The organism is Bacillus paramycoides, from assembly GCF_001884235.1.
Lineage (GTDB): Bacteria > Bacillota > Bacilli > Bacillales > Bacillaceae_G > Bacillus_A > Bacillus_A paramycoides.
In genome coordinates this window covers 253,055-267,333 of sequence record NZ_MAOI01000123.1, presented here as the reverse complement: position 1 = coordinate 267,333, position 14,279 = coordinate 253,055, and the positions used below count along the sequence as shown (strand labels likewise).

Genomic DNA, 14,279 nt, shown 5'->3' with positions numbered 1-14,279 from the left:
TTTTGAGTGTCTTATTTCATAATTAAACGGTTACTGTTTGCAAGCTTCGACGTCAATGCCAGCAGCGAGTAATTTTTTTTCTCCTTCTTGTTCAATGAGTTTTTGTAATTTGGATAAGAAAGAGTCAAAATCTGTATGTTTACCAACTTGGAAAGTCATCTTATGCTCAATTGGTAGCCACGTATCAATGTCAGCTTCGTTATGCTGAATTTTCACTTCAAGTTTATCAAGCGCGTTAGCAACTTTTGCTTCATACGTTTCTTTCGCTTCGAATTCCATCCATAAATTGTGTAATTCTTCCCCAAGAGGACCTTCTAATGTACGTTTAATATTTAAAATGGCCTCTTGCTCATTTTTTTGTTTTTGTAATTGTAATTCACGGCTATTCATCGTGTCAAAGGCGGGGATGTCACCTGCTTCAGCTTCAACAAGGTCGTGAATAATGACCATTTTAAGTAATTTTTCTATATTTACTTTTTGATCTAAATAAGGCTCAACTAAGATGGCCATTAGCGACATACGCCATGTATGTTCTGCAACACTTTCTTGGCGTCCGTTAGAGAGCCAGCTGTGTCGCATTTCGTATTTTAGTTTTTCTGCTAATGCAATGACCTGTAAAATAGTATGTTCCATAGGGATCCTCCTCACACTGCTATATTATAATTCTAGTATAGAAATGAAATGTGTCAATTTTATGAGTATATTGCGATAAATAGATGAAAGTCGTATAATGGTTATTATATATGAAAACGTATTATTAAAATAAAAAAATGTTTTATAAAAACGAAAAGGAAGGGCAGGAATATGGGAGACGAAAATCAAGTGTTAGTTAGGCCACAAAGGAAAAAGAGAAAGTTTGATATTTCTAGCCCATTTGGCATTTTAATAGGTTTTGTCATTGTAATTGCGGCGATCATGCTTGGCGGTGGTGGAATAAACGCTTTTAAAAATTTTTTAGATGTTTCATCTATTTTAATTGTTATAGGGGGAACAACAGCGACAATTGTGGTGGCATATAGATTTGGAGAAATAAAAAAATATACGAAAAGTATTTTTACTGTTTTACATAGAAGAGAGGAGGATTTAGAACAGTTAACGGATTTGTTCGTTGATTTTTCGAAAAAGTCTAAAAAACATGGTTTGCTCTCATTAGAAGTTGATGGAGAGCAAGTAGACAATCCTTTTATTCAAAAGGGGATCCGTTTAATGTTAAGTGGATATGATGAAGCAGAATTAAAAGAAGTATTAATGAAGGATGTTGAAACAGAGGTGTATGAGTTAAGAAAAGGAGCAACATTATTAGATAAAATCGGTGATTTCGCTCCAGCGTGGGGGATGATAGGAACGTTAATTGGTCTTATTATTATGCTTCAAAACTTGCAAGACACATCGCAAATCGGTACAGGGATGGCAGTTGCTATGTTGACGACATTGTATGGATCTGTTATTGCAAACATGATTGCGATACCATTATCCGAAAAAGTGTATCGTGGTATTGAAGATTTGTATACAGAGAAGAAGTTTGTAATAGAAGCAATTTCGGAGCTTTACCGAGGACAAATTCCTTCTAAGCTAAAGTTAAAACTTGATACATACGTATATGAAACGAAGATGACAAAAGAAAAACGAGCCGCCTAATATTTTAAGGAGTGGTATGATGATAAAACGACCGCAAAAAGGATCGCCTCGTTGGATGACGACTTTTACTGATTTAACGATGTTATTGTTAACTTTCTTTGTACTATTAGTTGCCACATCAAAACAAGATACAGTAAAATTATCGAAGATGCTTGAAAAGTTTAGTGATGCAGAGCAAGTAGATGCGAAAGTAATGGAAGGTACAATACCAGATATTTCACATGAAAAAAATGATGAAAAAGCAGTTTCAAAAAAGCGAATGGATGAATTATATAAAAAGTTAAAGGCATATGTAGATAATAATGGTGTTAGTCAAGTGAATGTATATCGAGAAGATACAGGCGTGAGCATCGTTATAGTAGACAATTTAATATTTGATACAGGTGATGCGAATGTTAAACCAGAAGCGAAAGAAGTAATTAGTCAATTAGTAGGGTTCTTTCAATCGGTACCAAACCCAATTGTTGTAGAAGGACATACAGATAGTAGACCGATTCATAATGAAAAATTCCCTTCCAACTGGGAATTATCTTCAGCACGAGCAGCTAATATGATTCACCACTTAATTGAAGTGTATAATGTAGATGACAAACGATTAGCGGCGGTAGGATATGCAGACACAAAACCAGTAGCATCAAATGATTCACCGCAAAATTGGGAGAAAAACCGTCGCGTTGTAATATATATTAAAGAATAATATATTTCTATTTTATTAATAAAATAATAAAATACAGAAATTCTTTTAAAAAAATATTAAATTTTCTCGTTTTATTTTGTATAATGAGTGAGAATGATAAGGTGAAATATTAAGATATATTTATACATAGAAGGAGAGAACCGAAAAGAATGGCACATAAAATTTTAGTTGTAGACGATGCGATGTTTATGCGAACAATGATTAAAAACTTATTAAAAAGTAATTCTGAATTTGAAGTTATCGGTGAAGCAGAGAATGGGGTAGAAGCGATTCAAAAGTATAAAGAACTTCAACCTGATATTGTAACACTAGATATTACTATGCCAGAAATGGACGGACTTGAAGCATTAAAAGAAATTATGAAAATGGATTCAAGTGCAAAGATTGTTATTTGTTCCGCAATGGGACAACAAGGTATGGTATTAGATGCAATTAAAGGCGGGGCAAAAGACTTTATTGTAAAGCCATTCCAAGCGGATCGTGTTATCGAAGCTTTAACAAAAGTAGCAAACAGCTAATATAGAAGGGGAACCACAAAGAATCAAAACAATGATAGCGGATAGACGTGTGGCCCCCTTTTTTTTTGTTTTAAAACACTAAATTGTTATACATAAATGAAATGTTTGTTAGACAGGTAGGGGATTAAAATGCAAACAGATCTATTAAATATATTTTTTGAAGAAGCAGAAGAACATTTACAGTCGCTAAATGAAAATGTGCTAAATTTAGAACAGAATCCTGCCGACATGGATGTTGTAGGAGAAATATTCCGCTCAGCTCATACATTTAAAGGTATGTCTGCGAGTATGGAATTTACGGAAATGGCGGATTTAACTCATAAGATGGAAAATGTTTTAGATGAAATCCGTCATGGCAATATGATGGTGAATGCTAATATTATTGATGTTATTTTTGAGTGCATTGATAATTTAGAAAAGATGGTTGCAGATGTGCAACAAGGCGGAATGGGTAATATTGATGTAGTATCAACAAAACATAAATTAGAAGCATTATTGAACGGTAATGTAGAATCTTCTATGGAACATACAGAACTAAGTAGTATAAACAATGACGATACAGTTTCGCATGAAGTATATATAACAGTTGAACAACAAGCTATTTTAAAAGCAGTACGTGCCATTATGTGTATTGAAGCATTACAAAATTTAGGAAGTATACAAAAAACAGCTCCAAGCATTGAAGAAATCGAAGCGGATGCTTTTGGATTTGAGTTTACAGTATATATGGATACTGATCGTAGTGTTGAAGAATTGAAACAGGTAGTGCTTCATGTTTCTGAAATTGAGAAAGTAGAAGTGAAGCAAGGAAACTATATAGCACAAGAAGTCGTACAGGTAGAAGAAACTATACTACCGATTGCAGCCACGCAGCATGAGTCATCTTTAGAGGCATCAACGCAACCGGCCAGCACAACGTCAGCTAAAAGTACTACAAAAACGAAAAATGCTAAAGTAGAAAATCGTTCTATTCGTGTTCAGTTAGAAAAAATCGAAAGATTAATGAATATGTTTGAAGAAAGTGTAATTGAGCGTGGACGAATTGATGAATTAGCAGAAACGATTCAAAATAAGGAGCTAATCGAGCATTTAAATCGATTAGGGGATATTTCAAAAGATATCCAAAATGTATTGTTGAACATGCGTATGGTACCGATTGAAACGGTCTTCAACCGTTTTCCACGTATGGTACGTATGTTAGCGAAAGATTTAGGTAAAAAAATCGATTTACAAATTAAAGGTGAAGATACTGAAGTTGACAAAATTGTTATTGACGAAATTGGTGATCCACTCGTTCATTTAATTCGTAATGCAATTGATCATGGTGTTGAGACTGTTGAAAAACGCCGTGATGCCGGTAAAAATGAGACAGGTACTATTAAATTAGAGGCGTTTCATAGTGGAAATCATGTCGTAATTCAAATTACTGATGATGGAAACGGTATTCATAAAGGGAAAGTATTAGAAAAAGCGATTAAAAATGGTGTAGTAACAGAAGCAGAGGCAAATAAATTATCGGATCGTGAAGTGTTTGATCTTATCTTCCAACCGGGATTTAGTACAGCTGAAGTTGTATCAGATCTCTCTGGACGTGGAGTTGGATTAGATGTTGTTAAACATACGATTCATAGTTTAGGTGGGCATTTAATTATTGATTCTGAAGAAGGAAAAGGAAGTACATTTAGAATTGAACTTCCTTTAACATTGTCTATTATTCAATCAATGCTTATTCAAACAAATGATAAGCGTTATGCCTTGCCTCTTGGTAATATTGTTGAAGCCATTCGAATTAAGAAAGAAGACATACAATCGTTACAAGGGAAAGACGTTTTAAACTATCGCAATCAAATTATTGAAGTGAAACATTTAAGTACTGTATTTGGTGAAAACACAGTAGATGAGGCGTTCGCATCATATGATAGTCAAATGGTTCCTGTGTTAATTGTTCGTAATACACATCGTAGCTATGGACTGATTGTAAACACAATTATCGGTCAAAGAGAAATAGTCTTAAAATCATTAGGTGATTTCTTTGCAGAGAGCTCTAACTATTTCTCTGGTGCGACAATTCTCGGTGATGGACGAGTGGTCCTCATTTTAAACCCAGAAGGTTTATAATAGGAATGAAGGAAGCTCCCCACTTGTATACAATTGGGGAGCTTTTTGGGTAGAACTAATAATATAAGCATATGACAACTGTCGTTTGCACATATTGTGGAAATAAATACATGTTCACAATTCGAATAATAAGTTTGGTAAAATATAACGAGTGTAATAGAGAGTTTACCCCGTATTAGCGGGCAGTAAAACTCCGACATCAAAATGCAGTGAATACGAGAGAGATAGGTGGGAGATTAACTCCCCATAAAAGCCCGATTGGTGTGGGCTAATAATCAGTGGGTGAGGGACAAAATCACCACTGATTAAAGTTTCACTTTATATTATTTGATAGAAAAACAAAAATGAGGAGGCAGGAAAAATGCCTGAGCAACACACAAAAGGGGATACTAGCACAATTGTGCTAGAAAAAGAAAATGAGCATTTAACGTCTCAAGAATGTGATATTCTTGGTGAGATTGCAAATATATCATTCGGTTCAGCTTCGACTGTATTATCAACAATTTTAAATAGGCAAGTAAGTATTACTGCTCCTCATGTAGAATTGGTAGATTTATATGATACAAGTGATGTTGAAGTTCCACATGTTGTATTAAATATCCATTTCACAAAAGGATTAGATATGGAAAATCTTCTTGTTCTTAAGCAAGATGTTGCTTTATCTATTGCTGATCTAATGATGATGGGGACAGGGGAAGTTGAAGAAGGAAAAGAGCTTGGTGAATTAGAGCTAAGTGCAGTGCAAGAAGCAATGAATCAAATGATGGGATTCGCAGCAACATCTATGTCAGAATTCTTCCAAGATACGGTAGACATGTCTCCGCCAACAATTAAAGTTGTGCAACTTACGGAAGAGATAGAGAAGATTTCTGGTATTAATGGGAATAATATGGTTGTTAAAGTATCGTTTGAATTAAAAATAGATAATCTTGTAAATTCTCAGCTTGTACAGATTGTTTCAGTTGAACATGCGAAGCGAATGATAAATAAATTGTTACAATTATCTGGTGGTGTGGAAGAAGAAATAGATGAGCAGGCAGAAGTGCAGGAAATTGAGATTGTAGAAGAGCATGTGGAAAAAGAGCAGTTAACACAAGAAGAGAAAGATGTACTTGGTGAAATTGCGAATATTTCAATCGGTTCGGCTTCAACAGTACTATCGACGCTTTTAAATCAGCCTGTCACTATTAGTACACCAAATGTAGAGGCGATTAATGTTCGTCATTATGAAGGAGTACCAGTTCCGTTTGTTATTTTAAATGTCGATTTTGTTGAAGGACTAAAGAATGAGAATGTATTCGTATTTACGAAAGATGTTGCTTTAACAATGGTAGATTTAATGATGATGGGAACGGGTGAAATTGATCCGGAGAAAGAGCTAAGTGAATTAGAGTTAAGTGGCATTAAAGAAATTATGAACCAAATGATGGGGCATGCTGCAACAGCAATGTCAGAAATGTTTAAAGAAAAAATGGATATGACACCGCCAGACGTTAAATTTGTTTCGTTAAAAGAAGAAATGGAATATTTGGGAGAAACGATGGAAGTGGACGAGCTCGTTCAAATTACATTCAATCTTGAAATTGGTGATTTACTTCAATCAAAGATGTATCAAATACTACCAATTTCAGAGGCAAAAGAAATGGTTAGACGACTTCTTTATCCGATGGTGGAAGAGCAAGAAGAAATAGTTGAGGAAGTTGTTGAAGAGGAAGAAATTCCTGCATCAGTCGTACAGCCAATTGAATATAAAGAAGTCAAACAAGTTGAGCCGATATATATGGATACATCTATTCTACAAAATGTAGAAATGAATGTTAAATTTGTATTCGGAAGTACAGTGAGAACAATTCAAGATATTTTAAGTTTACAAGAAAATGAAGCGGTCGTGCTTGATGAAGATATTGATGAACCAATTCAAATTTATGTGAACGATGTATTAGTGGCGTATGGAGAACTTGTAAATGTAGATGGGTTTTTCGGAGTAAAAGTGACGAAATCGCTATAAGGCGTCAAAATAGGAGTTTGAACAAATAGATGAAGATGAAAAACGTAAAGTTTTTTCTAGTTAGTTGGCTATTTTTACATATATGTACTTTCCTCCCATTGCAAGGTCATGCGGAAGAAATAAGTGTAAAAGATCAAAATATAAGCGAAGTGAATGAGCAAGAAGGGCAAAATATAGAAAATCGGGAACAGCCGGAACGAGCGGAAATGCCCCCGGTTGAAGATGAAACAAAAGCAATAGAGAAAGAGAAAGAACAAAAAGAAGCAAGAAAGATAGAGACAGGCCAAGGAGTTATTACAGTTAATAAGCAGGAACTAAAGGTTGGCGAAGAAGTACGAATTGCTGTAGAACCGAATGGGAAAAATATTCAAAGTGTAAAAGGCATTTTGCAATTACAAAAAACTGGTGAGCAGTACAGACAAGAAAGAATTATATCTTTTGAGTATGAAGAAGAAACGAAGCGATGGATTGCCAATTATAAAGTTGGAATATATGATTTACAAGGTGATTGGAACCTGCAGCTCGTTGAAAGCTATACAGAAGATGAGAAGAAAGAAGTAATAGAGAATGAATTAAATGTCCCACTCATTCGCATAAAAAACGAAACACCCACTATAGATAAAGAATTGCCGAAATTAGAGAAAGTTACTATTGATGAGGCGAAAGAGAACTTAATTGAACGGAAAAAGGGAGAGTCCGTTCATATACGAGTACAAACGCTAGATATAGAATCTGTTGTTAAAGAAGTGCGAGTTATATTAAAAGGAAAAGAAGAAGGTAACGATATTACTTTTTTATTAGACTATAATAAACACGACATGGATTGGCAGAAAATATTTGAAATAACAGAAGCATTACCTGTTGGACCACACCAACTTATTGTGGAAGTAATAGATGAGGCAGGCAATAAACTTGTTGTAGAAAGTGAATATATCGTTTCTATTATCGAACAAAAGTTGAAAGATGATGAAAAGATAGAAGAACAAGAAAATCAAAATAAAGTAGAAGAGAAGAAAGAAACTGAGAAGCAGGAAGATTCAAAAGTAGAGATTCCGCTCCCGGAAGAGAAATTTCCAGTTGTTCAAATCCCGAAGCAAGACGAGAAAGTAAACTATTTTATAAAAGAGCCGTTGAAAGAGAAAGAGGAAATCAACCACGTTATAAAAGAGCCGTTGAAAGACAACAAGGAAGTAAATAATGTGAAGGTTCATAAAGACAAAAAAAGCAAAAATGATAATCAAGGCGTTTCTAAAAAGAAAGAAAAAATAGAAGAACAACAAGAAAAGAAGGAAGAAAAAAGTGAGCAGGGAGTACAGGCTTCGAATGTGTTTGCTGTTATGTCAGGATTATTTGTACTGTTTTTAGTTTTAAAGAGTAATAAAGAATGGAGCTAATAATTTGATAGTAGTGGAGGCGCTTAAATGGAGATTAAACGTACTACAATTGAAAATAAGACGCTACAACCATTAAAACAGCCTGCAGCTATTTCAGAACATGAAATTCAGAAAGAACGAAAGCGGAGTAACCTGGTGTTTACTGGACAGTCCCAAATTATTTCAAAAAATAATGAAATAGGAATTTTACTTGCAAGTTTAGGTGATGGAAAGATTGTAAAAGAAATGCTTTCTAAGGAAATGGATACGGTTTTGCAGTTGTTTTCAAAGTTACATATGTTGTCCGCGGAAGGAAAGCAATCGGAAAAAATATATGAACAAATTGTTAGAAGTTTACATGCGCTTATTAAGCAAGCGCATATAAAAGAAATTCCGTTATTAGACGGAACGTATGATTTCGCTGAAGTGCAGCTTTCGTTTGGAAGGAAAGTACATATTCCGTTACTCGATGTAAGTGCGCTCATTTCTAGAGTAGAAAATGATTCTTCAGAAGGCAATACAAATTTAATGATAACGGTTATTACAGCTTACATGACGAAATTGTCTAACGAAACAATTTTAATTAGCGGTACGGATCGTATTTCTAAAGAACGTGATGTCAGTGTGTGGAGAGCACTGGCAGAAATGAATATGACGCAATTATCGCATGCGTTGAAACATACGATTCAAGAGCATAAATGGTCTGTTACGGCTCTATTTCTCTTTATATGGGTTATAGGTATCATATTGATTCGTATTATATAAGAAAAGGTCGTCATTTTAATTATTGAACTGTACCCCGAATTATGGGCACTTAAAAAAAGCAGGGTTAATTCAATTGAGAATTACCCTGCTTTTTCTATATTTTTTCGTAAAAGAATGTATCAAAACGCTGAAGATTGTAGCGTTCAGGCGTTAAAATTTGTTCTGTGCTACCAACGAATAATACGCCGCCTTTTCGTAAAGAACGACTAAATTTTTCATAGAGCTTTATTCTTGCTTCTTCTGTAAAGTAAATCATTACATTACGACAAATGATTAAGTCGTAGTTTGTATCGAATGACTGCATTAATAAATCGTGTTGTTTGAATGTAACTTGTTGTTTAATGTTTTGGTGCAATATATATGTATCATCTTCTTTTGTGAAATGACGCTGCTTCAAATCAATAGGTAATTCTTTTAAAGAGCGTTCTGTATATTGGCCACGTTTCGCAGTTTCTAAAATATGAAAATCGAGATCGGTTGCTTGGATTTCGTAGCGAAATGGAGCTAGATGCTTCGATAAGATTAAAGAGAGTGTATACGGCTCCTCACCAGCAGCGCAAGCGGCACTCCATACTTTTAATTTACCATTATTTTGTTCAAGTAGCTTTGGTAGTGCTTTCGTCTCTAATGTTTGCCAACGTTCTTTATTTCGGAAAAACTCTGATACGTTAATTGTAATATAGTCAATAAAACTTAAAAATAATTTTTGGTCGGTACGTAAATTATTTAAAAAATTCGCGTAATCTTCAAAACCTTTTCTCGAAATGAAAGCATCGATTCTTCGGCGCATTCTATCCTGCTTATAGGAAGCGATATCCATATTAAATTGTTGTCTAAAACTCGCGATAAAATGATCATAATCTTGTTCAATTATCATATTTACAATAGGCACAATAATGATATTGTGCCTCCCCCTTTACATCATACGAATTTTTTGTTCAAAGTTTTTTTTCATCTGCTTTGCATGTAAGCCTGGTAAATCATAAATAACAGCATCAATTCCTGCTTCTTTTGCAATGTCAACGGGAATGACAGACGTATGTTTATCTCCGTTATAAAAACAGAGAACTAAATCGGTATCTTCGACAATTTGCTTTACAAAAAACATATAATCTGATCGAAAAATGGAGTCAGAAGGATGATCAAAAGCAACAAATTCAGCTCCGTGTTTTTTTAAGTAATCAACGACTTCTTGAAATTCGTCTGTTAATACATGTAACGGTTGTAGCGTGTAAAGGCATAAATTTTGAGCAAGTCTTTCGTTTTCGATGAAAAAACGAAGAACTTCATTTTCAATAGATTTATAACATAATATGTAAATTTTATGTTTGTGAGCATAGTCAATTAAAAATTTTTTTATTTCTTCCTGATCTAATGCTGTTAATTGATTTGAACCACAAAGGAAAATATTCATAGATTTGTGCCACCTCATGCTAAATTGTAACATATCTTCTATAAAAAATAACTGCAAAATGTCAGTGTTCAGAGTATAATTATAAATAACTGGATTTTACGATTAAGTTTAGAAAGAAATAGAAAAATAAATAGGTGATATATATGCTGCGTTCTATCTCGCATAATCCAATTTTATCGCATATACCGCCTGCTACTCAAATGCCGAAAGAAGCAAATGTCAGAACAGGACTTGCTTTTTCGGATAATTTGCATGCAGATCCGAAAAAAGATAAATTGCTAGAACAAATGGAAGCACTTGTTGATAACATTGGAGAAATTAAAGAGAAAATCGAATTAGAGTTAACGCTCGATAATGTTATGGAATACAAAAATACTGTAAAATCATTTTTGAATTTTTACGTTGATAATGTATTGCAGTATAAAGATGTTATGTCTCGTCATCCGCGTTACGGATATTCACAGAAAATGACGATTGTAAAACAAGCTGAAATGGGATTAACTGAGTTGGAAGATGTTATGAATTTAATTAATACGAAAACAGGGCATTTAGAAATGTTAAATCAAATTGGAGAAATTCATGGTTTAATTGTAAATTTAGTCTTGTAAAAGGAAGGAAGCTATATGTACATACAATTATATGAAAAGCTCGTTATTATACAAAAAGCATATGAAAATATTCATACGCTTGGAGAACAAATATATGAAAATTTAAAACATAAAAATGTTAATGCAGTCCAAAAACTGCAAGTAGAGCAATTGCAGTACATAGAAGGTGTAAAAGGATTATCTCGCTCTTTTGAGGAAATGGTTGTTCAGTTTTGTAAAGAAAAGAAAGTCGAACCATTGCGTATGCGTTCACTATTTTTGTATTTTTCTCAGGAAGAAATTGAAAAAATGGAAGAATTACAAAAAAAATTAAACGAACTAGAAGAAAATGTAAAAATGATTCTTTTGAAAAATCAATATTACTTAAACGTACTATTAAAAACTACAGAAAGTATTGTGGATTCCGTTTCTGAATACAATTTGGAGAAAAACAATAATTCGCAAATCTTTATGAATGAACTATTGTAAAGGAGAAGTGAAGAATTATGAGATTATCTGATTATAATACGCCGCTATCTGGTATGTTAGCGGCTCAAATGGGTTTACAAACGACGAAACAAAACTTATCTAACATTCATACACCAGGCTATGTGCGTCAAATGGTGAATTACGGATCTGTTGGAGCAAGTAACGGTCATACGCCTGAACAGAGAATCGGTTATGGTGTACAAACATTAGGAGTTGACCGAATTACTGATGAAGTGAAAACGAAGCAATTTAATGATCAGTTGTCACAGTTCTCTTACTACGCATATATGAATTCTACTTTATCACGAGTAGAGTCTATGGTAGGAACGACAGGAAAGAATTCGTTATCTAGTTTAATGGACGGTTTCTTTAATGCTTTTCGCGAAGTTGCAAAAAATCCAGAACAACCAAACTACTACGATACATTAGTTTCTGAAACCGGGAAGTTCACAAGTCAGATAAATCGTCTTGCGAAAAACTTAGATACAGCAGAAGTACAGACGACTGAAGATATTGAAGCGCATGTGAATGAATTTAATCGTCTTGCTACTAGTTTAGCAGAAGCGAATAAAAAAATTGGACAAGCAGGCACACAAGTACCTAATCAACTTTTAGACGAACGTGATCGCATCGTTACAGAGATGTCTAAGTATGCCAATATAGAAGTATCTTATGAATCTATGAATCCTAATATCGCGAGTGTTAGAATGAATGGTGTTTTAACAGTAAATGGACAAGATACATATCCACTTCAATTAAATAAAGAAAAAGAACCGATGACTGTTGCGATTTATGGATCGGATATTCCTTTAAATGGTGGAGCAATTCAATCAGCGATAGATACGAAAGCGAAGATTGCTAGTTATAAGAAAAATCTTGATGACTTAATGAGTTCTGTAAAAGGTCAAGTGAATACAGTGATGGGGAAAGATTTCTTCGTTGGAGATCATGCGAAAGATATGCAGTTAAATCCTGAATTCGCAAAAGATGTTTCGAAAATGAAAATTTCCGCTGAAACAGCAAATAAACTGGCAGGAATTACAGATGGAGATTACAAAGAAGGTCTTTCTTATAAACAAGCATTAGACCAATTTATAGTCGGTGTAGCTTCTGATAAAAGTGCAGTGAATGCTTATCAAAATATTCATAACGATTTATTAGAAGGTATTCAGCAAGAAAAGATGAGTATAGAAGGCGTAAATATGGAAGAGGAAATGGTAAATTTAATGGCCTTCCAAAAATATTTTGTCGCAAACTCTAAAGCTATTACGACTATGAATGAAGTGTTTGATAGTTTGTTTTCAATTATTAGATAACATGTAATAGAAAAGAAAAAGGTCTTTCTTTTATGATGGAGGAGAGTATCCGGCGAGGTGTAGAAGCGGACAGAGCCTTTAAGTGGACCAAGCCTGTAAGACCAGAGATATGAAATGGTTGAAGGATAAGTTAGCTAAGAGGAAAGCCATGTTTAGTAAATTTATCACCTTCATGTTAAATAAAAACGAAAAATCTCTTTCTTTATGTTGGAATAGAGTATCCGTCGCAGGGGAGAAGCGGACAGAGCCTTAAAGTGAACCAAGCAATGTAAGACCAGAGATATGGGATGGCTATAGGATAAGTTAGCGAATAAGAAAGCCATGTTTAGTAAATATATCCCTCACATGTTAAATAAAAACGAAAAATCTCTTTCCTTATGTTGGAAAAGGGGGTCCGGTGAAGTTATGGAAAGGAATCGCCGTAGATAGTTGCGGCTTTTTCTTCACGCCAATTCAAATATAGATAAAGGAGAAGATAGAGATGAGAGTATCTACATTTCAAAATGCAAACTGGGCAAAGAATCAGATGATGGATTTGAATGTGCAACAGCAATACCACCGAAATCAAGTAACTTCTGGGAAGAAAAACCTTCTTATGAGTGAAGATCCACTTGCGGCAAGCAAATCATTTGCGATTCAGCATTCGCTAGCAAATATTGAACAAATGCAAAAAGATTTAGCGGATTCGAAAAATGTATTAACACAAACTGAAAATACGTTACAAGGTGTTTTTAAATCTTTAACAAGAGCGGATCAATTAACAGTGCAAGCGTTAAATGGGACGAATAGCGAAAAAGAATTGAAGGCAATCGGTGCAGAGATTGATCAAATTTTAAAACAAGTTGTATATTTAGCGAATACGAAAGAGCAAGGCCGTTATATTTTCGGTGGGGATAGTGCTGAACAAGCTCCATTTACAGAAGATGGTACGTATCAAGGTGGAAAAAATGATGTGAACTGGCAACTAAATGATGGTTATGAATTAAAGGCATTTCGTAACGGGGAAGCATTATTATCACCAGTTATAAAAACGTTAAAACAGATGAGTGAAGCAATGAATAACGGTGATCAAAAAGCTTTGCAACCGTTATTAGGAGAAAATAAGAAAAACCTAGATAGCATCATTAACCGTACAACTGAAGTTGGTTCAACTATGAACACAATGGAGACGTTTAAAACAATTTTAAGCGAGCAAAATTTAGCGCTTCAAGAAAACCGTAAAGAAATTGAAGATGTCGATTTAGCGGTAGCAATTTCTGACCTAGCGTATATTAATGCAACTTATGAAGCAACGCTTAAAGCAGTTAGTACGATGAGTAAAACGAGCATTTTAGATTACATGTAAAGAATAAGGAG

General features: G+C 34.3%; 14 protein-coding genes. 11 read left to right on the top strand and 3 right to left on the bottom strand.

All coding sequences use genetic code 11. The annotated features are described in order from the left end of the window. Positions 1 to 30: 30 nt before the first annotated feature. Positions 31 to 633, bottom strand: a complete 603-nt coding sequence (locus BAU28_RS26610; RefSeq protein WP_071720938.1) for an HD domain-containing protein — start codon at positions 631 to 633, stop codon at positions 31 to 33. A gap of 171 nt (positions 634 to 804) precedes the next feature. Between BAU28_RS26610 and BAU28_RS26605 the strand changes: the two genes are divergently transcribed. The 7 genes from BAU28_RS26605 to BAU28_RS26575 all read left to right on the top strand — a co-directional run bounded on the left by BAU28_RS26605 (position 805) and on the right by BAU28_RS26575 (position 9,117). Further along, complete coding sequence (locus tag BAU28_RS26605) at positions 805 to 1,638, top strand: flagellar motor protein MotP (RefSeq protein ID WP_071720936.1); 834 nt, start codon at positions 805 to 807, stop codon at positions 1,636 to 1,638. Positions 1,639 to 1,657: 19 nt separating this feature from the next. Next, complete coding sequence (locus BAU28_RS26600) at positions 1,658 to 2,335, top strand: OmpA family protein (RefSeq protein WP_002012067.1); 678 nt, start codon at positions 1,658 to 1,660, stop codon at positions 2,333 to 2,335. A 149-nt stretch (positions 2,336 to 2,484) separates the two neighbouring features. Then, positions 2,485 to 2,853, top strand: coding sequence for a response regulator (locus tag BAU28_RS26595; protein ID WP_071720934.1), 369 nt, complete (start codon positions 2,485 to 2,487; stop codon positions 2,851 to 2,853). Between the two features lie 129 nt (positions 2,854 to 2,982). Then, the gene (locus BAU28_RS26590; protein WP_071720932.1) at positions 2,983 to 4,971 is read left to right on the top strand and encodes a chemotaxis protein CheA; all 1,989 of its coding nucleotides are present in this window, start codon (positions 2,983 to 2,985) and stop codon (positions 4,969 to 4,971) included. A 361-nt stretch (positions 4,972 to 5,332) separates the two neighbouring features. Continuing rightward, a complete protein-coding gene (locus BAU28_RS26585) occupies positions 5,333 to 6,979 on the top strand; it encodes a flagellar motor switch protein (RefSeq protein WP_071720930.1) in 1,647 nt (548 codons plus the stop codon). Between the two features lie 35 nt (positions 6,980 to 7,014). Beyond that, on the top strand, positions 7,015 to 8,373 hold the full coding sequence (locus BAU28_RS26580) for a transglycosylase (RefSeq protein WP_071721037.1): 1,359 nt from the start codon (positions 7,015 to 7,017) through the stop codon (positions 8,371 to 8,373). A gap of 27 nt (positions 8,374 to 8,400) precedes the next feature. After that, complete coding sequence (locus tag BAU28_RS26575) at positions 8,401 to 9,117, top strand: hypothetical protein (protein ID WP_071720928.1); 717 nt, start codon at positions 8,401 to 8,403, stop codon at positions 9,115 to 9,117. Positions 9,118 to 9,211: 94 nt separating this feature from the next. Here the strand turns inward: BAU28_RS26575 and BAU28_RS26570 are convergent, their stop codons facing one another. Both BAU28_RS26570 and BAU28_RS26565 read right to left on the bottom strand, forming a co-directional pair. Then, the gene (locus tag BAU28_RS26570; RefSeq protein ID WP_071720926.1) at positions 9,212 to 9,994 is read right to left on the bottom strand and encodes a CheR family methyltransferase; all 783 of its coding nucleotides are present in this window, start codon (positions 9,992 to 9,994) and stop codon (positions 9,212 to 9,214) included. A gap of 39 nt (positions 9,995 to 10,033) precedes the next feature. Next, positions 10,034 to 10,531, bottom strand: a complete 498-nt coding sequence (locus BAU28_RS26565) for a flagellar motor switch protein FliG (protein WP_071720924.1) — start codon at positions 10,529 to 10,531, stop codon at positions 10,034 to 10,036. Between the two features lie 143 nt (positions 10,532 to 10,674). Here BAU28_RS26565 and BAU28_RS26560 point away from each other — a divergent pair, with 143 nt between their 5' ends. The 4 genes from BAU28_RS26560 (at position 10,675) to BAU28_RS26545 (ending at position 14,268) form a co-directional block, all read left to right on the top strand. Beyond that, positions 10,675 to 11,139, top strand: a complete 465-nt coding sequence (locus BAU28_RS26560; RefSeq protein WP_002086502.1) for a YaaR family protein — start codon at positions 10,675 to 10,677, stop codon at positions 11,137 to 11,139. Between the two features lie 15 nt (positions 11,140 to 11,154). After that, positions 11,155 to 11,607: a hypothetical protein gene (locus BAU28_RS26555; protein ID WP_071720922.1), complete on the top strand. Its 453-nt coding sequence runs from the start codon at positions 11,155 to 11,157 to the stop codon at positions 11,605 to 11,607. 17 nt (positions 11,608 to 11,624) lie between these two features. Then, positions 11,625 to 12,923, top strand: a complete 1,299-nt coding sequence (gene flgK / locus BAU28_RS26550; RefSeq protein ID WP_071720920.1) for a flagellar hook-associated protein FlgK — start codon at positions 11,625 to 11,627, stop codon at positions 12,921 to 12,923. A 481-nt stretch (positions 12,924 to 13,404) separates the two neighbouring features. Next, positions 13,405 to 14,268 (top strand): flagellar hook-associated protein 3, encoded by an 864-nt coding sequence (locus BAU28_RS26545; RefSeq protein WP_071720917.1) that lies wholly within the window; start codon positions 13,405 to 13,407, stop codon positions 14,266 to 14,268. The last annotated feature ends 11 nt before the right edge of the window (positions 14,269 to 14,279 follow it).

What these genes read in the sequence shown, in the direction of transcription:
- BAU28_RS26610 (WP_071720938.1), bottom strand. Translation starts at nt 633, where the DNA reads ATGGAACATACTATTTTACAGGTCATTGCATTAGCAGAAAAACTAAAA.
- BAU28_RS26605 (WP_071720936.1), top strand. Translation starts at nt 805, where the DNA reads ATGGGAGACGAAAATCAAGTGTTAGTTAGGCCACAAAGGAAAAAGAGA.
- BAU28_RS26600 (WP_002012067.1), top strand. Translation starts at nt 1,658, where the DNA reads ATGATAAAACGACCGCAAAAAGGATCGCCTCGTTGGATGACGACTTTT.
- BAU28_RS26595 (WP_071720934.1), top strand. Translation starts at nt 2,485, where the DNA reads ATGGCACATAAAATTTTAGTTGTAGACGATGCGATGTTTATGCGAACA.
- BAU28_RS26590 (WP_071720932.1), top strand. Translation starts at nt 2,983, where the DNA reads ATGCAAACAGATCTATTAAATATATTTTTTGAAGAAGCAGAAGAACAT.
- BAU28_RS26585 (WP_071720930.1), top strand. Translation starts at nt 5,333, where the DNA reads ATGCCTGAGCAACACACAAAAGGGGATACTAGCACAATTGTGCTAGAA.
- BAU28_RS26580 (WP_071721037.1), top strand. Translation starts at nt 7,015, where the DNA reads ATGAAAAACGTAAAGTTTTTTCTAGTTAGTTGGCTATTTTTACATATA.
- BAU28_RS26575 (WP_071720928.1), top strand. Translation starts at nt 8,401, where the DNA reads ATGGAGATTAAACGTACTACAATTGAAAATAAGACGCTACAACCATTA.
- BAU28_RS26570 (WP_071720926.1), bottom strand. Translation starts at nt 9,994, where the DNA reads ATGATAATTGAACAAGATTATGATCATTTTATCGCGAGTTTTAGACAA.
- BAU28_RS26565 (WP_071720924.1), bottom strand. Translation starts at nt 10,531, where the DNA reads ATGAATATTTTCCTTTGTGGTTCAAATCAATTAACAGCATTAGATCAG.
- BAU28_RS26560 (WP_002086502.1), top strand. Translation starts at nt 10,675, where the DNA reads ATGCTGCGTTCTATCTCGCATAATCCAATTTTATCGCATATACCGCCT.
- BAU28_RS26555 (WP_071720922.1), top strand. Translation starts at nt 11,155, where the DNA reads ATGTACATACAATTATATGAAAAGCTCGTTATTATACAAAAAGCATAT.
- flgK (WP_071720920.1), top strand. Translation starts at nt 11,625, where the DNA reads ATGAGATTATCTGATTATAATACGCCGCTATCTGGTATGTTAGCGGCT.
- BAU28_RS26545 (WP_071720917.1), top strand. Translation starts at nt 13,405, where the DNA reads ATGAGAGTATCTACATTTCAAAATGCAAACTGGGCAAAGAATCAGATG.